At 50.3% G+C, this 19,661-nt stretch carries 13 protein-coding genes and 5 pseudogenes; 8 read left to right on the top strand and 10 right to left on the bottom strand.

The genetic code is table 11. From position 1 onward, the window contains the following. Positions 1-18: 18 nt before the first annotated feature. The 3 genes from JEM67_RS06450 to JEM67_RS06440 form a co-directional block, all read right to left on the bottom strand. Positions 19-693, bottom strand: a complete 675-nt coding sequence (locus tag JEM67_RS06450) for a hypothetical protein (RefSeq protein WP_233527631.1) — start codon at positions 691-693, stop codon at positions 19-21. Between the two features lie 192 nt (positions 694-885). Continuing rightward, entirely contained in the window at positions 886-1,296 is a 411-nt protein-coding gene (locus JEM67_RS06445) for a hypothetical protein (protein WP_199635540.1), read from the bottom strand. Positions 1,297-1,417: 121 nt separating this feature from the next. Then, entirely contained in the window at positions 1,418-3,316 is a 1,899-nt protein-coding gene (locus tag JEM67_RS06440) for a beta-ketoacyl synthase (protein WP_199635541.1), read from the bottom strand. A gap of 181 nt (positions 3,317-3,497) precedes the next feature. Between JEM67_RS06440 and JEM67_RS06435 the strand changes: the two genes are divergently transcribed. Beyond that, entirely contained in the window at positions 3,498-4,562 is a 1,065-nt protein-coding gene (locus tag JEM67_RS06435; protein WP_233527602.1) for a GlxA family transcriptional regulator, read from the top strand. A gap of 47 nt (positions 4,563-4,609) precedes the next feature. Here JEM67_RS06435 and JEM67_RS06430 read toward each other — a convergent pair. Continuing rightward, positions 4,610-4,892, bottom strand: a pseudogene (locus tag JEM67_RS06430) (transposase); the annotation flags it as partial. A 383-nt stretch (positions 4,893-5,275) separates the two neighbouring features. On the opposite strand from JEM67_RS06430, the gene JEM67_RS06425 reads away from it, so the two are divergent. The 5 genes and pseudogenes from JEM67_RS06425 to JEM67_RS06405 all read left to right on the top strand — a co-directional run bounded on the left by JEM67_RS06425 (position 5,276) and on the right by JEM67_RS06405 (position 10,669). After that, on the top strand, positions 5,276-6,469 hold the full coding sequence (locus tag JEM67_RS06425; protein WP_370576139.1) for a sensor histidine kinase: 1,194 nt from the start codon (positions 5,276-5,278) through the stop codon (positions 6,467-6,469). Further along, positions 6,454-7,791 carry a sigma-54-dependent transcriptional regulator gene (locus tag JEM67_RS06420; protein WP_199635542.1) on the top strand — a complete coding sequence of 446 codons (1,338 nt, stop codon included), beginning with the start codon at positions 6,454-6,456 and terminating at the stop codon, positions 7,789-7,791. Before JEM67_RS06425 ends, JEM67_RS06420 begins: the two co-directional genes overlap by 16 nt. Positions 7,792-7,942: 151 nt before the next feature. Then, positions 7,943-8,629, top strand: coding sequence for a hypothetical protein (locus JEM67_RS06415; protein ID WP_199635543.1), 687 nt, complete (start codon positions 7,943-7,945; stop codon positions 8,627-8,629). A 173-nt stretch (positions 8,630-8,802) separates the two neighbouring features. Continuing rightward, entirely contained in the window at positions 8,803-10,056 is a 1,254-nt protein-coding gene (locus tag JEM67_RS06410; protein ID WP_199635544.1) for an MFS transporter, read from the top strand. Beyond that, positions 10,053-10,669 (top strand): annotated as a pseudogene (locus JEM67_RS06405) (IS3 family transposase). The gene JEM67_RS06410 and the pseudogene JEM67_RS06405 overlap by 4 nt, the downstream one beginning before the upstream one ends. A gap of 209 nt (positions 10,670-10,878) precedes the next feature. On the opposite strand, the gene JEM67_RS06400 reads toward JEM67_RS06405, so the two are convergent. Then, entirely contained in the window at positions 10,879-12,834 is a 1,956-nt protein-coding gene (locus JEM67_RS06400; protein ID WP_199635545.1) for an acyltransferase family protein, read from the bottom strand. A 200-nt stretch (positions 12,835-13,034) separates the two neighbouring features. Next, positions 13,035-13,985 (bottom strand): annotated as a pseudogene (locus tag JEM67_RS06395) (tyrosine-type recombinase/integrase); the annotation flags it as partial. Between the two features lie 197 nt (positions 13,986-14,182). Here JEM67_RS06395 and JEM67_RS06390 point away from each other — a divergent pair. After that, positions 14,183-14,515 (top strand): annotated as a pseudogene (locus JEM67_RS06390) (integrase core domain-containing protein); the annotation flags it as partial. Between the two features lie 21 nt (positions 14,516-14,536). Next, positions 14,537-14,659: pseudogene (locus JEM67_RS06385) on the top strand (DUF4400 domain-containing protein); the annotation flags it as partial. Positions 14,660-14,769: 110 nt separating this feature from the next. Here JEM67_RS06385 and JEM67_RS06380 read toward each other — a convergent pair. From JEM67_RS06380 to JEM67_RS06365, 4 genes are read right to left on the bottom strand one after another with little or no spacing between them, the layout of a single operon-like run. Beyond that, complete coding sequence (locus JEM67_RS06380) at positions 14,770-15,465, bottom strand: LutC/YkgG family protein (protein WP_199635547.1); 696 nt, start codon at positions 15,463-15,465, stop codon at positions 14,770-14,772. Next, entirely contained in the window at positions 15,465-16,886 is a 1,422-nt protein-coding gene (locus tag JEM67_RS06375) for a LutB/LldF family L-lactate oxidation iron-sulfur protein (protein WP_199635548.1), read from the bottom strand. Before JEM67_RS06375 ends, JEM67_RS06380 begins: the two co-directional genes overlap by 1 nt. A gap of 10 nt (positions 16,887-16,896) precedes the next feature. After that, a complete protein-coding gene (locus JEM67_RS06370; protein WP_013811831.1) occupies positions 16,897-17,616 on the bottom strand; it encodes a (Fe-S)-binding protein in 720 nt (239 codons plus the stop codon). A 53-nt stretch (positions 17,617-17,669) separates the two neighbouring features. Beyond that, positions 17,670-19,226 (bottom strand): L-lactate permease, encoded by a 1,557-nt coding sequence (locus tag JEM67_RS06365; RefSeq protein WP_199635549.1) that lies wholly within the window; start codon positions 19,224-19,226, stop codon positions 17,670-17,672. Positions 19,227-19,661 lie beyond the last annotated feature (435 nt).

Genomic DNA, 19,661 nt, shown 5'->3' with positions numbered 1-19,661 from the left:
AGTTAAATTAGCCTGAAATTATTTTGCGGCGCGGCCGGCAAGCAGATCGTTGCAGAAGTCATTCCATACCTTCAGCCACAGATCCACACGTTGTACCATTTCCTCGAAACGATCTTCTGTTATCGCCTGGCAGAATAAAATCCAGGCGTCTTCAGAGTGACCGTCTTCAATCGACTCGCCGGTTTCCGCTTCGACGTGAATGCTGTGATAACCGCGGGAAACGTCAATGTCGGTCGCCACGTCCACGCTCTTCGCCCAAGGCGTCGCAAAATCATGGAACACCGTTTCCGCAACGGCCAGCAGCGCTACCAGCTGCGGGTAATCGCCGTAGGCGTTTTCAAAGGTTGCGCGGCAAGCCACAGAGCTGGACATCGGCAACCAGGCTTTCACCTCGTCCTCACTCATACCCAGCTGTTCAATGGTATTGAAGAATTGCACATAGTGCGCCAGTGCAGGCTGCCCGTTATAGCTGCCGTCACTGCCGGTCCCCGGGTGGAAACCCAATTCGTCCAGCAGGTTGATCTGCAGCAGGAAACGCGCGGCCATTTTTGCCCGGGCGCCCAGGCGGCCTTCCAACTGTTTTGCCGAGCTCAGCGCTTCGATCACCGCATCGGTAAAGACCTGGGCGAAGGCATGATAAAACTCCAGATGGAAGACTTTCATCTGGTTGAGGTCAAATTCGCCGCTATTCATTTTTGACAAGATAGGGTTTCTCATCAACGGATGCGATTCAACGCGATCAATTAATCTCTTTGCAAATTTATGATTACGTTGATAGTTATTCTTTTCTACCGTTTCAGCAATAGCGTCTCTGCCGAGTTGGCGTGCACTCAGTAACGTTTCCATTATTAGGATCTCAATATAAAAACTACGGTTGATAGAAGATTACAGGGCTGAAACCCTGCCAACGGCCATAACAACTAAGGCAAACATCCCACAGCTAAAAGGAATGGCCTGAATATATTTGAAGGGTAAATAAAAACAGGAGGCAATCAGTAATACAGGAATACCCACGGAAAGAATGACCATGCATATCGCCGCATAATACTTGTAAACGTAGGGAACCTGTAAAGTGTCAATGCACATCCCATAAAGCATTGATATCAATGGCAGCATAATAAAAGCGATATGCGCCAATCTCAACATCCTGCGGTTTAAATCGGTGTAATTCTCATGCCCTTTAGGTGCCCGAAAAGGCCCCTTAAAGGCGTACATCCCCATTAAGCCCCCCATCATAATACCCACAACAATACCGACCCAACCAAAGGCAATCAGCATTTCACTGAGATTAACCACTTTACTTCTCCTGATTATTACAGCCACACAGATAAGGTGCTTGCGGAATCGCAAACACCCTTATAAATAAAAAATAGTTTTCTGAATAACCTCAACGCTATAAAGTTATAAATCCGTATAATTAAAAATCTGTAAATTGTTTAACTTTGGAATAATGAATCGGTTGTTCAAATCCCGGCATCGTGATGCCGTTCATGTCGATCTTAACCTCATCCTCATTCATGTCATGCTGCCCAAAAAGATAGATAACGTTCAATTCACCGCGCGATGCCGCCGTATCATAAGCCGCTACCTGTTGCTCGACCTGCCGTCTACGCTGCTGGTAGTCGGCAAAGACCTGTTCGCCATGCCGTTTGCGCAACCACTGCGCCGTCAGTTGCGGTGAGTAGACCACGCCGGTAGCATTATTTCCGCCAAACCCTTTCGAGTTGATAAAAGCGATCTGCGCCTGGTCGGCAGACAAAGGACGATCCTGGGTTGGGATCAGCAAGCGAGCATCATTCACCTGCGGCGATATCTGATCCACGCTCTTGATTCCCGGCAAAATGCCGTACTTAAAGGTGCCCAGACAGCTAATCAACTGATCGCCACTCGCCGGCCCCAATGAGTGCCCCAGATAGGATTTCACCGCCGTGACGGGCCATGCGTTAATGGAAAAGGCTTCGGCAACCCGGTCAAAGATCTCGGCTTCGGACACGCAGTTTTTTGGCGTGCTGGAACCATGCGCCTGGATAAAAGAGCCTTTCTGTACGCATGCCAACCCGGCCATCGTGACGGCAGAGGCTACGGCCTTCGCCATGGTGATGTAATTGCCCGGCCCCGGCGAGGCGATAGAACGTTTATATCCGTCGGCGTTAATGAAAACATCGCTCACCGAGCCATGAATCTCCGCCCCCAGTTGCAACGCCAGTTCATCATCCATCAGCACAATATATTGGCTGGACTCGGCAATCACAAAACCGCAGCTGTTGCCAAACGGGCGGCTGCTGTTGCGCCAGTCTGCCGTTTCGGTTTCATCGATACGCTTGAGTTTGCTCTCCGTCGCCAGCGCCCCCATCGCATCAAAGCCCTCGATCACTTCCGAGGTGATCGGCGCCTCCGCGCTCCCTACGATGGCCACGCGGATCCTGCCCGCCTTAATATCTTCTACTGCGGCATTCAGGTTGTAGAGGAAGGTGGCGCAGGCGCCCAGGGTAGCGCTGGTGTGCCCCACACTGCCCAGCACATAGGCATTCAAAAAATCGGCGCACATGCTGTTCAGGCCCAACGGGCACTGTTTGGCGCTGACACGGTTGCCTTTCAGCCGCGATTGCAGCATACCGCCAAACCCTTGATCGTCGAGCTGCCCCAGAATATTGCCGGAATACACCCCCAGCTGGTCTGGCGCAATCAGCGCCCGGATTTCACGCCACGGGATCCCCAGAGCATTGATGGCATCGGAAGCCGCGACGATCGCCATCTGCAACGCACGGGGATGAAACTGCGAGCTGTAGTGGTCACCCGGCCTAAATCCCTGCGGCAATTGCCCGGCGGCTTGCGCCTCAGTGCGCAGCGTGACGTCAATTTTGCAGTCCATTTCACCCCGAACGGTGATACGCACCCGGTCGTCCGTGAGCGGCTCAGCCAGCCACCCCTGCGGCAAAGGATGAGGCACCTGCCGAGTGGGTATATCAAAACTCAAAGGTTCGGCACCCGCCGCCATATTCAATTTGGCATGGCTGGCCACGGCATCAACGTCAAAATACTCTTTGGCGATCTTCCTGATCAGTGTGCCTTGCAACACGGCTTCTTTTATTTCAGCCGCTGCCTGTGCGGCTGAGCGTATATTTCCTTCTGCGTTACGGTAGCCGTCATCCTGATATTTAAGCAATCCCATCAGCACTGCTAATGATAATAGCGTTTCTTGCTGCTGATCTTCCGGCAAAGAGTCTATGACCATGCGACGAAACGCTTGGTGCGAAGAGCTCCGACCTGCGGGACCGTAGCCACCGAATGCGGTTATGACAGGTAACTTGACCATAGAGTATCCTAGCCTTTCTGCGGCATCGTTATGCCTTCACTTACTTTAGATAATTTACAGATATCAGTTTACAAAGCGTGGGCAAAAGCTATTATGAAAATCCGGCCAAAATGCAGACTTTTTTGGCCAAGACAGGTGTGAAAAGCAATAACCAAATAATAAATCAGGTATTGACCGGAAAATGAGAAATACAAAGATAGGATTTGTATTGTGTGAACACATGCTGAGTTCAGGCCTCAGCCTACCGATAGAAATGTGGAAATCAGCAGCAAGCAGTTATTTCGCGGAACAAAGAAACAATCAGAAAAATCAAGATAAATACACACTTACCTCATGCAGACCCGAAAATATCCTCAATATTAGTACGATAAGTATTAATAAAAATCCCATACCTACACACAGCGGTTTTAGCCTGATTGCCGATGACGTACTGGAAGACGATGCCGATTACGATATCATCTATCTGCCCGCAATCTGGCGCAATCCGCGCCCTATCGTAAGACAGAACACGGCCATCACCCGGTGGCTGACAATGCAGGCGGCAAAAGGCACGCGGATAGCCGCCGTCGGGACGGGGTGCTGCTTTTTGGCCGAAGCCCGACTACTGGATGCTCAACCGGCAACCACCCACTGGCACTATTTCGAACAGTTCGCACATGATTATCCCGAGGTGAATTTAAAAACAAAATACTTCATCACCCAGTCCGAGAATATTTTCTGTGCTGCCAGCGTTAAGGCCCTTTCCGATCTCACTATTCATTTTATTGAGACCATCTACGGTAAAAAAGTGGCAAACCATACGCAACGTACCTTCTTCCACGAGATCCGTAGCCACTTTGAACGCCAGTGTTACAGAGAAGAAAATAAGCCTCATCCTGATGAGGATATAATCCAGATCCAAACCTGGATAAAAGATAATTGCATGACAGATTTACCGATGCAAAAACTCGCCGATATGGTAGGAATGAGTTTGCGCAACTTTAACCGCCGCTTTAAAAATGCGACCGATATTTCGCCCTTGCAATATCTATTAAAGGCTCGGATTGAGTCCGCAATCAATATGTTACAAACGACCAATTTGAGTATTCAAGAAATTGCCGGTCTGGTGGGTTACCAGGATATTGCGCACTTTAACCGCCAGTTCAAACGCATCTCCAGCGTTTCGCCCGGGGATTATCGCAAAACCGTTCGCGCCAAGATGTTCCGCACGGAACACTCCACCGTCGAGGCTGATTCAAGGCTTTAACCTGAAGGGGGCCCGCAAGGGGCCCCAATCACCTCTCATGCTCAATCAGTCAGCTTTCTGAACTGATGATGCACCGATTCAATGGAGTTTATGGTGTAAATTACCTTACGGATCATTGCCGGATACGACAAATTGACCCATTTTCGCCTCCAAGACTGAGTCACCACCGGATATTGTGCCCTCTGTTTATCCCCCAGCTCGTCCAGCGTGGTTTCCGCTGCCTCTTTGGATATTTCAGCCATAAACACCTTGTTGTGCTTCGACGCGACATAGTTAATTGAGTTGCCGATCTGACGGATGGCCGCAGAGCTGGACTTCTGTATCAGGGTAAGCGGGAGGCTTACAAAGAATGTTAGAATTCGCTGATTCAAAAACGTATGAACTGCTCACAACAAAAAGGAAAAATGATGCCTCTGCGACGCGGGTTATTGTTCATATGGTTAAGTTTCGCGGCGGTCTCAATAACGCTAGGGTGGCTTATCTTCGAGCTTGGCCGACAGGGGGCGGATGAGCAGATTAGGCGCGTTCGCCAGGAAACAGCCACAAGCTGTGAAACTTTACGAGCTTCCGCCACGCGGGCAGGCATTCGCGCTGTCCCTGGCAATATGGGCACAAGCCCGCAGTGGGTTTCCACAGCGCAGGCGGTCATCGATTTAACTCTGCGAGACAGACCTGGAATTGAAGGTGGATTGTGGAGTGCCCACTCGGGGGTCGTGGCCTACGCCTTCCCCACTTATGACGGAAGTGGGATCAAACAGGACCCGCCAAGTGCTGAATTGGAGCGAATTGAGTCAACAAGCCGTCGCGCATTTGAAGGGCGGCGTTCCGTTACCGATTTGCGTCCAGGTCTGCGTGAAGCCGTCGTTTTTTCAGCCTGCCCGATGGAGGCTAATACGGGGCTGGTTGCGTGGACATTATCTCGCGTTCCGACAATCACCGGTGATGCGCTTGATAAGTTGGTATTGGCAATGGGGCTTTTGCTGGGGTTTGTACTCTTATCCGGCGGTTGGTTGGGTTGGGCACTCACTCGCTGGTCACGCGGCGTACATCATCTGGCTGAGGTTCTGGACAAATCGCGGACTAATATCGACTCACCGGCCCTCGCCGAACTATCAGGGCTGGCTGAGCTTGATCGGGTGACGGTGGCGCTGAATGACTATGCGCAACGCCTGGCTGATGCCCAACGTGAATCTACACGCCTGTCGGCTGAATTGGCACAGGCAGAAAAACTGGCGGCGCTAGGTGAGCTTTCCGCCGGGCTGGCGCATGAAATTCGCAATCCGCTCGCCACTATGCAAATGAAGGCCGAAAATGCGTTGCTCGCCCCCGAAGCGATCAGGCTGGTACGGGCAGAAAGTGCCTTGCAGGCGGTGTTAGAGCAAACGGAACGGCTAAACCGGTTGGTTTCCAGCCTGCTGGCCTTGACACAGCCCTTTCGCGTTGAACGCCACGCAGTCAACATTGAGGCATGGTTACAGGAAAGGAAAACCGTGCATGTTGAGACTGCCCAGAAACGGCAGATTGAACTGGTGCTGACGATTGCCCCTGAGTTGCATTCCCAGATGCACGGCATCGCATTGTTCGACCCGTCACAAATGGCGCGAGCGCTGGATAATCTGATATTAAACGCGCTGGCCCATGTTTCCGACCTTGGGCGTATTGAGATGGGGGCCGGGCGTAATGATAACGGTAACTTGTTATTGTGGGTGGCCGATGATGGCCCCGGCGTATCCGAAGAGCTGCGGGCTCAGCTGTTCAAGCCGTTTATCACAGGCCGGCATGGCGGCACCGGGCTAGGTCTGGCGCTGGTACGTGAAATTGTTCATGCCCACGGTGGACATATTTACTTGGTCGATTGCCCACGAGGGGCGCGTTTTGAAATGGAGCTGACATGGCCTGTGTGTTGATTGTTGATGACGATGGCGCTTTCCGTGCCAGCCTGGCTGAAGCCGTGACCGATTTGCATCATCACGCGATAGAGGCAGACGGTACATTGGCCGGACTGGAACAGCTTCGCGCAGGTCATGTCGCTGTCGCTATTGTGGATTTACGCATGCCGGGTGATGACGGACTGGTCTTCCTGCGTCAGGCCCGCAGGCTCGCCCCCGGCGTGCCCTGCATTATGTTAACGGCGTATGCCAGCGGGGGTAATACCATCGAGGCAATGCGGATGGGTGCCTTTGATCACCTGACGAAACCCATTAGCCGGGCAGCGCTGCAAGAGGTGCTAATGCGTGCCCTGAGGCAGAGCGCGGAAGATCAGAACGCGTCAAAACCGTCTGCCGAGAGGCCATCGCCTGACGATGATCTGGTCGGGAGTAGCGAGGCCATGCGACAGGTTTTTAAACGTATTGGCCAGGTGGCGAACAGTGATGTCACCGTACTGGTTATGGGGGAGACAGGAACAGGGAAAGAATTGGTGGCCCGCGAGCTACATCGTAACAGTTCATACTCCACCGGGCCTTTCATCGCGGTAAATTGCTCGGCAATCCCGACGGATCTGATAGAAAGCGAATTGTTTGGGCATGTAAAGGGGGCGTTTTCCGGTGCCATATCGGATCGTATTGGGCGATTCCGAGAGGCAGAGGGGGGCACCCTGTTTTTGGATGAAATCGGTGATATGCCGTTGCCGACGCAAGCGAAAATTTTACGAACATTGCAGGAGCGAGAGGTCACTCCCGTCGGGGGAGCTCGCACTTATCCGGTGAAGGTGCGCATCGTTGCCGCTACGCATCATGATCTGCCTTTGGCGGTGCGGGAAGGCAGTTTCCGCGAAGACTTATGGTATCGGCTACAGGTCATCACCATTACGTTGCCCCCGCTGCGTGAACGCCTGGGAGACGTGATTTTACTGGCGGAACATTTTTTACGACGTTCCGGGGGCGATACACCCAAACGTCTTTCCCATCAGGCCGCTCAGGTGTTGCTGGCGCATCTGTGGCCGGGGAACGTGCGTGAGTTGCAGAATGCCATAAAAAGGGCATCAGTGCTCAGTCAGGGTTCGATTATTGACCCCAACCAACTGGGGTTGTGTGCCTCTCCCGTGGAGAGCCCGGGGCCGGTGCTGAACTGGGATGGTACGCTGGAAGAGACCATGGCAGCCATTGAGCGGGAGATGATTATGCGGGCATTGGCGGCAACCGGAGACAACCGGGCTCAAGCGGCCCGTCGGCTTGGCCTTTCGCGTCAGCAGCTTTATCGTAGGCTTGAACATTTTGGCATTAAATAGCAGGGGTGTCCGTATTCTGGACATCAACCTGTCTGGTTTTCGGACACTTTATAAAAGACACTTAACCTAACATACTGAATAATTTAATTTTTTTATTTGGCACACTCCTTGCTGTAGGAAAAGACATGGCTGTTTTTTCTCGGGAGTTATCATGAAAGTGTCCGTTACGGTTTTATCTTTGTTCTCTATATTGGGTGGAATAGCGCCGGCTATAGCACAGGTCCCACCCAATCCTCCTCTTGTGTCTCTTGAACCCTTGCCTCTGCCCCCGGTTAATACTGCCTCGAACAGTTTGGCGGCGGTAACGGAAGGCAAGGTACAGCGTCTTCTCATCAATCCTTTCGGGGAAGTCGATGGTTTGCGGCTGGAGAACGGCATTGTCGTCGCCTTTCCACCCCATATGGGGGACATATTGGCCGTGGTCGCCTCGCCGGGTCAGTCCGTTCGTATCATGGGGTATCGGGAAACGGCGGAACGAGTAAAAGCCGACAGCATAGTCAATGTTGCGACAGGCCGTGTTCTGGTTGATCAACCACCGGCTATCGGTAATGGAGGAGTTCCTCCCCATCTGCGTGCGAATAATTTGCAGCAACTGGAAGTTGAAGGTGCTATCGAGACGGTCCTGACAGGACCCCGCGGTGAGACCAATGGCGTGATCCTCAACGACGGAAGTATCGTGCGTTTCCCCCCCAATGGTATGCAAATACCCATTAAAGCCGGAATGCCGTTTGCCGCGTCGGGGCTGGGGACACGTAATAATTATGGGCAGTCGCTTGAAGCCGTTAGTGTGGGTGCCCATCTCTCGGCACTTCAGCCTCTGTATCGCGGCGTTCCCTGATGGGGGCAAGCCTATGGATTTGGCTTGTTACCGGTTCGCTGTCCACTATTTTGTGGCTAAGCGCATTACGCCGAGAAGGGTTACATGTCGGCATGATTCAGTTTTTCAAACTGGGCCGTTGGTGATGTCGCCTGCGCTGTTGCTCTCGCTCCGGTACTACATGGAATGTCATAATGACCGTGCTAAGTGATCTACATACCCATATTCGAACCCGAACGCTCGTTTCGCTGGCGACACTTAACTTCTTTCTTGCCGATGCCCGTGATGGAATGGGGCCGTTTCTTGACGCCTGGTTAGTGACCCAAGGTTGGACGCCGTTTCAATTGGGATTATTGGCAACCTCCGGGGGAATTATCGGGCTGCTTGGGGGGATTCCTGCGGGAGCATTGGTCGATGCAACCCGCTTCAAACGCAGTTTGATCATCGTGCCGGTAATATTGACCACCTTGTTGGCTTTTGCCTGTATTTTGTGGCCAACCAAACCTGTGGTTTTTGCTACTCAGGCATTAACAGCTCTGGCAGGGCTGCTTATCGGCCCCGCAATGGTTGCTATCTCACTGGGGCTGGTCGGGCGCAAGGGTTTTGGTCAACAGGTCAGCCATAATGAGGCCTGGAGCCACACCGGCAATATTGTCCTGTTAATCGGCACCTGGTGGATCAGTAGTGAAATAGGGTTATCCGGGGTCGCAACGCTAATGATCCTGACCACCGTAGTCACGGTACTCGCAACATTATCGATCAATGCCCATCACATTGATCATGAAGTGGCTCGCGGGCAAGGTGAAGCGCAACAAAAGGGGCGGCCCAATCAACCCTCCCAATTACAGGTTCTATGGTCTAACCGCGTTTTGCTGGTTTTTGCATTAACACTGATGCTGTTCCATTTTGGTAATGCGCCGATCTCTCGCTTGTTGATTCAACAATTTGCAATGAACCTGGATCAACCTTTTAAAACAACGGCAATTATCATGATTGTCGGGCAAGTCTCGGCCATCGCAGGGGCATTATTGGCGCCTGCCGCAGCCCGGCGCTTTGGGTTACGTCATATGGTGCTGTTTGCGTTGGCCACATTACCGGTACGCGGCGTGATTGCGGCCCAGGCTCAAAGTTTTGACGTGATTTATCCGGTACAAATTCTTGATGGCCTGGGTGCCGGCTTACTGGGTATTTTGACGCCGTTGATGCTAGAAAAATTGTTGGCAGGGACGGGACATTTTAACCTCGGATTCGCAGCCGTACTGACCGTGCAAGGTATTGGCGCCACACTAAGCAGTGTGGTGGCGGGGATGGTTGTTCAGGAATCGGGTTATGGCGCTGCATTTTTATTTCATGGCTTGATTGCCCCGTTGGCACTGCTGCTATTTGGTTTAGCGGGTCGGGAACAGCGTTTGATCTTACCCGGTAATAGTGGACACGGCACTCAGTGAGTAAACTCTCAACCAGAGGTGACTCACATGACAAAAAACCTATCAGCCAGCAAAAGCCACGTAAACAACATACGCCAGAATTCCGTGCGGAAGCCCTTAAGCTGGCAGAACGCATCGGCGTGGTTGCTGCTGCTCGCGAGCTTAGCCTTTATGAATCCCAGCCTTATGCCTGGCGCAGCAAACAGCAGAATCAGCATTCCTCGTCTGAACGTGAACAGGAAATGTCCACCGAAATTGCCCGCCTCAAACGTCAGTGGGCTGAACGGGGCAAGGAGCTGACCATCCTCCAAAAGGCCGCGACATACTTCGCGAAGCGCCTGAAATGAAGTATGTCTTTATCGAAAAACACCGGGCAGAGTTCAGTATTAAAGCCATGTGCCGCGTGTTCTGCGTGACCCGTAGCACCAGAGGCAACTGCTATGACAGTGCCTGTGCAGAGAGCTTCTTCCACTCGCTGAAGGTGGAATGTATCCATGGAGAACGCTTTACCAGCCGGGAAATAATGCGAACGACAGTGTGTAATTATATTGAGTGCGACTACGATCGCTGGCGTCGCCGCAGTATATGCGGTGGCTTCAGCCAGGAACAGTTTGAAAAACAGCCCCTCGCTTAGCGCTGTGACTACATGACGCGGGTAAGAACAATATGCCCTCGGAACCAGTCTACTGCACCGTTAGGCAACGTCGGGTTATCCGTAATGCTGGCAATCGTTGGTACTATTTTCCCAGTTCAACTCCTTATTCGAGACCGAGCTCAAACCAAATAAACAGCCGTACCGTGAAAATAGAATCTACCCTCACGGCACAGGAGCAATCTGGTTCGTCAGAACATCTTCTGGAACATAGGAACCAATAATTTATTTCCGTATTCGCTCATATGATTATCATCGTAATAAACTGGGCGCCCATTATGAGTACTTTCACACATTCCATCTTTGCAAAGGAATGGAAGTGGATTGAGTATCTTCACGCCACACTTGGCGGCAGCCTCATCCTGAGCTTCCCACACAAATGAGTGGCGCTTCATATAATCACTTTGAGAAAGATAAATATGAGGAGTCTCTTTGCCAAACATCATTGCTCTGGAGAGTGTTTTTGGCACATTCGACATCATTTCAGGCATTGGTCGAACCATAAATACAGGGTGTTCAGCCGCCAGCTCACAAGCTGTCTCTATCAAAGATACCTTAAAGTCAGCCAGAAACTCAGGTGTTGGAGTCTGATGGATGGTGGAAAAATACACTATTGGAGTATTCATTTTCTCCGCAATGTTATGTCGCCCAAATGCATAGACTGATGTCCGGTTAACGATGACAATCGGAATCGATTTATCAAGGCCAGCAAGCTTTTTCCTTTGCCATTGATTGAATCCATAACAATCTTGGTTATCTGTTGCCTCTCCTGGTACAGTTTTTGCCCGATAGATTGTTGGACAACCAGCATAAGTAAGATTCAGGACTCCATCTTTTTTACTCGGTAAAGCAGCCTCAACCGCCGTTGCCATAGCATTCCCATGGCTGTCACCGATGAGGATTGCCTTAATTTCGCTCCCTCCAAAAACACATCCTGGAGATGTTGTCCCCACCGTTGCAAAGCAGCCAGTACGATTCGGGTTAGAATTGAGACTTTCATTAGCAACAAGGTCAATTTGTGCCGGAACCCGATTGGGATGACTGATTTTGAACATCGCCACGGACGCGACACCAAGCACGGCCATACAGGTTGCAATGGTGAACACATTACCCCATGCGGTTTGTCTGGATAATCCTTTACGAGTGGGATTTTCAATCAGCCTCAACGACAGCTCACCCAGAATGACGCTCGCAATGATCCCACCCAACATCCATGTCCATAATCCAGCCGTATTGTTGTATGCCAGAAAAACAACAATCGGCCAATGCCACAGATAGATCGAGTAAGACGAAACCCCAACACGCTCTGCAATATAATTAGACGTAAAGATAGACCCTTGCCTAGCCGCAGCAAGTACAAGCATTGCCCCGCCAACGGGAACCATCGCATAGACACCCGGCCACGCCAGCTTAGGCGTGAAAAAAACAATCGCAGCAATTATCATGATGAAACCGACAAATTCCATCAACTTTTCTTGAGTCTTAGAGAATCTCGCGTTGCGGGTAAGCCACCATACGGCCCCTCCCCCCAGCATCTCCCAGGCTCGTGTTGGTAATAAGAAAAACGCGGCAGATGGCAATTTGATTGCTAAATAACAAGCAAAGGCAAACGAAAGAAGAAAACCAACGAAGATGGTGAACCTAATCCCACTAGTTTTCCAGAAGCGCCACATAACCCACAGCACAATTGGAAGAATGATATAGAACTGCCATTCAACAGATAAGGACCAAGTATGGAGCAGCCATTTCTCATGTGACGCAGCATCGAAGTAACCCGATTCTTTCCAGAACTTTACATTTGAAATGAAAAGAATGGCGACTAAGACATGCTTTGAGAGCGTACTATAATCCACAGTGGTGAGGAAAAACCAACCGAGAACCAGCAGGGTCAAGCAGAGAGCCAGCAATGCAGGAATAATTCTACGGGCTCGAGCCAGGTAGAACTGCCAAATGGAGAATTTACCGGCCTCCATCCCAGTGACGATAATCTGTGTCATCAGAAAGCCTGAAATAACAAAGAAGACATCGACACCGACGAAGCCGCCAGCAAAACCAGGAATGCCAAAATGGAAGAGAACAACGGCAATCACGGCCCAGGCACGGAGCCCATTGATGTCATGCCGAAAAGTCCTTGCAGGAGAAGACATATGTAATACTCATTTATCAAAATTATGAGGATAGCTAGCAGCTTGTAGCGTTTCTTGACAATGCATATTGCATCATGAGCAGAATTTTACCTATAGCAGGACCCATTAATCAGATTTTTACGGTGGATTCTTAAAGCGTTGGAGTTGGGAGATTACCGAATGTACATCTGGCACAATCACCTAACAGGGCATGCACGAAAGATTGACATAGTCTTGGCGGGCAATGTCACTAATCTGGCACTTTTGGACCCTGGGAAGACTAATTTGAAGCGACCAGTTATTTCTTGAAGCTGGTGGAGAAGCGCCAGAACCTGCTCTGAAAGCGGTACCAAGTGCGGTCTGCGCATTTTCATTCTGCTTTTAGGCACTTCCCAGAGCCCTTTATCCAAATCGAACTCAGCCCACTCGGCAGCACGGAGTTCAATCGTGCGCACACCTGTTAGCAGGAGTAAGCGTGTCGCTATTTTGGTGACAGAACTACCGGTGTAATCATTGAGGCACTGTAGAAACTCAGGGAACTCTGAGGCGACCAGGTGGGGATAGTGTTTATGCTTCTGGATAGCCAGCGCACCGGCTAATTCGCTGGCCGGGTTATTCTCCGCTCTTCCGGTAACGATGGCATAGCGGAAAGTCTGACCGCAGGCCTGCCGGATCTTGCGCATTTTATCCAGAACACCACGTTTTTCTAATTTGCGTAGCGCCTCTAGGACTTCAAGCGGTTTAATATCAGCAACTGGCCGTCTGCCTATGTAAGGAAAGATATCTTTCTCGAAAGACTCCATCAGGTCTTCGGCATAACCTTTGGACCACTTGGGCTCTTTATAGGCATGCCATTCTCTGGCCAACGCTTCGAAGGTGTTTTCAACGCTAACCTTCTTTGCCTGTCTTTCGGTTTTCTTTTCTTCACCTGGATCTCCACCAGCGGCCAAGAGACGTTTCGCTTCATCTCGTTTGGCCCTGGCATCAGCGAGAGATACATCTGGATATCCCCCCACGGCTAAAAGCTTCTCTTTGCCAGCAACACGGTATTTCAAGCGCCAATAGCGGGCACCTGTAGGGTTAACCAATAAATAGAGGCCGCCGCCATCAGAGAGCTTGTAAGGCTTATCCTTCGGCTTGGCAGTATCGACTTGCCGGGCATTGAGCTTCATCTGGGGGTATCTCACTTTATTGAACCTGCGAATACCCCCACTTGAGTGTAGATTTCGATAGACGTCATGAGACATTGGTAGACCGAGATTCTTTGGGAAGACTAATATTGCTGGGATGAGCGGACTTTATTTGGTGGGAACCACTTTGTCGAATGTGTCAGATATTCGCCAGACGGTGCTGGGATGACGCTTACAATCGGGTGGCGAGGACTCTGGAACAACTCATTGAGTGGAAAGGAAAACCGGCGGCAATACGCTGCGATAACGGGCCAGAATATACCAGCAAGATACTGATGTCATGGGCAGCTAAGCAGAATATAACCCTGCGTTTTATTCAACCCGGCAAACCTCAGCAGAATGCTTATATTGAGCGATACAACCGGACAGTGCGTTATGACTGGCTGAGGCAGCACCTGTTTTCCTCGCTGGACGAATTGCAGGGCTATGTATGCCACGCGGTGGCAATGGTTTTATAATCACGAACACCGAATGGCTTCACGCCGATGCAGCATATTCAACGCATGGCCTGATTCTACTTATCATCTCCGTTCCCCTGCATTCTCTACCTGTCCTGACCGACAGCGGTGTACCCGAACCTGCTGATATGGCCGGCGGCCATGTTGCTGGAACTGGCCATTACCGTGACCATGGCATCGTTCAAAAAGTATTTATAGCCTGCAGATGCTGACACCCCGGTACAAAACTGGTTTTGTGCCGGGGTGTCAGCAGACAAGCGATATATCAACAGTCAGTGCGCGTCAGATAATACAGCGTGACTTACGTGTCAGCAGTCATCGATGATCAGATAGGCTGCGTGCATGGGACCATGAACCCCCACAACTTTGATCAGTTCTATGTCGGCCGTGGAACTGGGACCACCAATCAGGTTGATGCAGGAAGGCATTCGTTGTCCCTGTTGAGCCATTTCATGCAGTTTTTGTGCGAGCTGAGCCACTCGGGGCAAAATGCTGCTTTTACGCAGAACGAACACTGACGCTTCGGGTAAAAGACTGACTGAACGTCCACGCCCGGGGGCCGAGAATAAGACTACTCCACCGGATTCTGTCAGCCCATATTCGGCGAAAACGACCCCTGTTTTTGCTTTTTCTGCAAGGTGGATATTTTTCTCACCCAGCTCAGGATCCCACAGAGCAGCCCCACACTCTTTTATCAGTAAGGGGGTTATACCTGTTTCAACCAGTCGCTGATCGTCGCTGATAATGACAGGACCTGAGCCATATTTCCGGCACAGGTCCAGAGCTGCAGTTGGCGCGTCATCAGGTGAGACCAAGGTACAGTGTGCAAGCATAACCTCTGATGCAAACTGAATGAAAGCTTCACAACGTTGTTGCATTGTCAGCTCTGTCAGACGTGTTGCGGCCAGCGTATTCACGGGCTCTGGCATCTGTTCGGGAGTATATCTGACGGTTCTGCCTAACTTGCGGGCAATTTCAGCGAGAAATGTTTCCCTATTTTCCATTAAATAGACTCCCCTGCTTTATGTTTTTTGAACCAACTGCGGAAACTCTCCCCATCTGCTGATGGTAGATCACGGGCCTCAGTCCACTCTCTGAGTGCATCAACAGTAACCGGTGTTTTTCCCTCTTTGATTAACAGGCTGGCGGTTCTGGCGCCGGCAATCATGCCCACTTTCCACAGTCCCGGATGACTGTTCACATAATTGAAAATTCTGGTTATACGCCGTTCAGTTGATGGTGTCATACCGGACTCAGCCATAACCTGGCGATGTTTCTGTATTAACTGTGCCAGAGGAATTTTTACCGGGCATACGCCATTGCAGGCTGTACACAGCGAGCAGGCATAAGGTAAATCTTTGAAGTCTTCATAACCCCCAAGCAGTGGAGAAATAACTGCACCGATAGGCCCCGGGTAGATAGAGCCGTAGCCATGTCCGCCTATCTGGCGATATGCCGGGCAGGTATTGATACATGCACCGCAGCGAATACAGCGTAAAACATCACGAAATTCAGAACCCAGCACATCTGAACGGCCATTATCAACGATGACCAGATGAAACGCCTCCGGGCCGTCAACATGTCCTTCTTCTCTGGGGCCGGTAAGCCAGGTGTTATAACCCGTCAGTCGGGCACCCACGGCACTCCTAGCAAGCATGGTAATAAGGACATCAACTTCTTCAAAGGTCGGGGCAATACGCTCCATTCCCATGACAGCAATATGTGTTTTAGGTAACGTCGTACACATACGCGCATTACCTTCGTTTGTTACGAGGCATACCGAGCCTGTTTCAGCAACGGCAAAATTACAGCCCGTCACGCCGACTTCTGCACTCAGAAAGTCTTTTCTTATTTTTTCTCTGATGAACAGCGTCATGGCTTCCGGTGTTTCCGGTCCGTCATAGCCCAGGTGTTCATGCAGAACACGGCGGATCTGATGACGGTCTTTATGTATTGCCGGAACGACAACATGTGACGGGGGCTCATGCGCCAGTTGAAGAATGTATTCACCCAGGTCTGTTTCAATGACAGGGATCCCGGCTTCCTGGAGAACGGCATTCATACCAATTTCTTCAGTTACCATGGACTTGGATTTTACTACCTTCCGGGCATTTTTTTCTTTGGCAACGTTCAGAATGTAGCGGGTCGCGTCTTCTCTGGTACGGGCAAAGAATACATGGCCACCGTTCTGCGTCACTTTTTCAGACAACTGATACAGATAGGCATCCAGATTATCCAGAATATGCTGACGTATCTGCTCTGCACGGGCACGCCATTCTTCCCAGTGTCCCAGTTCGTCAGCCATCTTCTGTCGGTTTGTACCTATACGCTCCTGAGCGCCGGCCACTGCCTTGCGCATTACGGGATCCTGAATCTGAATACGGATACGCTCTTTAAACTTAATATCACTTGTTTTTAAGTACATGGCGTTTCCCTCATCTGCGCATCAGGACTTCAGCGATATGCATTGCTTTTACCTGATGTCCTTCACGGCTCAGTCGACCGGCGATGTTTATCAGGCAACTGACATCTGCCCCTATCAGATAGTCAGGCTGACAGTCCATAATATGGCTGACTTTCTCCTTCACCATCTCACCGGAAATCTCTGCCATTTTGACGGAAAAGGTTCCGCCAAATCCGCAGCATGTATCCTGAGCATGGAAAGGAAGCAGCTCCAGTCCTCGTACATTTTCAAGGAGCAAAAGAGGTTCTTTTGTCACGCCCAGTTTACGGGAGAGACTGCAGGATGGATGGTAAACGGCACGACCTTGAAGGGTGGCTCCGACATCCGCGATGCCAAGATGATTGACAATAAAGGACGTCAGATCATGCATTCGTTCTGCCACTTTTTCCGCCCGGAGCGCCCACTCAGGTTGTTCAGCGAGATAGCGGGCGTAATTTTTGATTGTATAGGTACAGGAGCCTGCCGGGGATACAATGGGCCAGTCATTCTCCTCCAGTGCTGTGATGATGTTTTTCATTCCGGGAATGGCATCGCGGATATAGCCGCCATTAATGGCTGGCTGTCCGCAACATCCCTGTTTTTCCGGGAAATGGACATTGCAACCGAGTTGCTCCAGTAACAGCACGCTGTCACGTGCCATTCGGGATTTAAGTGCATCACCAATGCAGGTGACGAAAAAGTTAACATTCAAGGATTATTTCTCCTGTTGATTAATATTGCTCTTCCTTTGTGTCGGTGTTGTTTTTAAGCCATGAACAGGTAATAGACCAAACCGATTTTCAGACCAAGAATGACAATATAAGCAAAACAATACTTCAGTGTCCCTGACATGATGACACTGCCCTGACCATCCATTCGGGTGGCAGAAACGGCAATGGCTATACTCTGGGGAGAAATCATTTTTCCACCGGTTGCACCGGAAGTGTTGGCAGCGGCCAGCCAGAGAGGGTCAACATTCAGTTTCTCCGCTGCAGTGGTCTGTAATTTACCGAACAGAATATTGGAGTTTGTGTCACTGCCTGTGACAAAAGTGCCAAGAGCACCGATGACCGGAGCGATGAAGAGATAAGAGCCACCAGTCAGATCAACCAGACTCTGCGCCAAAGTGCCTATCAGTCCGCTAACATCCATGACAGTGGCCATGGCAACAATAGCTGTAATGGCAATAATGGAGTTCTTGAGTTGTTTGACCGTACTCAGGAATACTTTTAACAGGCATGACAGTGAGGCTCCCTGCATCAGACCGCCCAGAACAGTTGCGATGATAATCAGAACGCCCGGAGTGGCGATCCATTCTATTTTCAGGGACAGTGCACTGCCGTTAGTCAGCGGAAAACTGAACGATGAAGCAATCTGAGATAACGCATTTTTGAATAACGGAAACAGTGGGGAGCAGAGAAGAATAAATGAAAAGATCAGAATATAGATTGAGCATGCGCGAAGTAACTGTGTGCCGGTATATACGCTGGTTGTCACATTCTGTGCTGCATTTTCAATGAGAAATTCCGGTTCTGTTTTTTCTTTACGGGCTTTCGCCATAAAGACAATAACGATCAGGCTGACAAGACTTCCTGCGAAGGCCGGCAGTTCTGCACCAAGATTAACTGCAACCAGGTACTGTGGGATTAGCGTGCTAATGCCACACATCAGGGTGATGAACCATACTCCCCGGATTGCCTTAAGTCCTTCACCTATAATTGCCACCATAACAAAGGGAAGCAGAATATTGAACATAGCCAGTTGAGCAATGATTGTCCCGCTGAGTGAGGTAACGGGCAGATTCACCTGTTCTGCAAGGACGGATACCGGGATGCCGACTGCACCAAACGCAGTAGGAACGGTATTGGCGACCAGTGACGCAATAGCAGCTTTAAGTGGGTTAAGTCCCAGAGCAATGAGTATACCAATGGGGATGGCTACGGCAGTACCGTATCCTGCAGCGGCTTCCAGAAAACCGCCGAAGCACCATGCAATAAGAAGAACCTGGATCCGTTTATCGTTACTGACACTGGCCAGAACATTACGCAGGACGTCCATGCTGTTTGTGGTGTTCATCAAATTATAGCTGTAGATGGCTGCCAGGATCACAATGACAATTGGCCACAGACCTTTAACAGCACCGTATCCGACCGCTGCTCTCAGGTTCTGAAGCGGGGTATGCCAGATAAATGCACTCAGAAAAAGCGTGAGGAGCAGGGTGGCGAGGACAGCGCAATGTATAGGCATTTTGATCTTCAGAATCAAAATAATCATTACCAGAAGAGGGGTAAGACCCAGTAAAAAAAGCAGATAACCGTGCATATCACTCCCTTAATGAAAATAAATGAAGAGACTGTAAACGATATTGTGTAATTGCCTGTTTTTGATATTTTCACTCCAACAATGGAGATAGGTAATATGCTCCAAACCCTTTATCGTTTATAACGATGTTTGCATTTTTGGGCTCTTTCGCGAGAGAACATTTGCCAGCGTGACTGAGGTGCTATCCGAGCTGCATAGTTCCATGTTTCATTAGCTTCAATCCACTGTTCGTTAATCTCAAAACGTATAGCCAGACTTGCAGCTCGCTGGTAACGCAAGATCTGCCCGTTTCGTGAATACCTATTTAACATGTTCAAACTTACCTCGTATTGGCTGGTGCCATCTTAATTCCAGGCAAAGTTATTGTATTAATCATTCTTCCCGCCGAATTTAAGTCTATAATGAAATTTACTTATAACAACCCGTTTGGATAAA

The organism is Serratia sp. PAMC26656 (assembly GCF_016469055.2).
Classification (GTDB): Bacteria; Pseudomonadota; Gammaproteobacteria; order Enterobacterales; family Enterobacteriaceae; genus Serratia; species Serratia plymuthica.
Note: the sequence above shows the minus strand (reverse complement) of the source record. Positions and strands in the feature narration are given on the sequence as shown.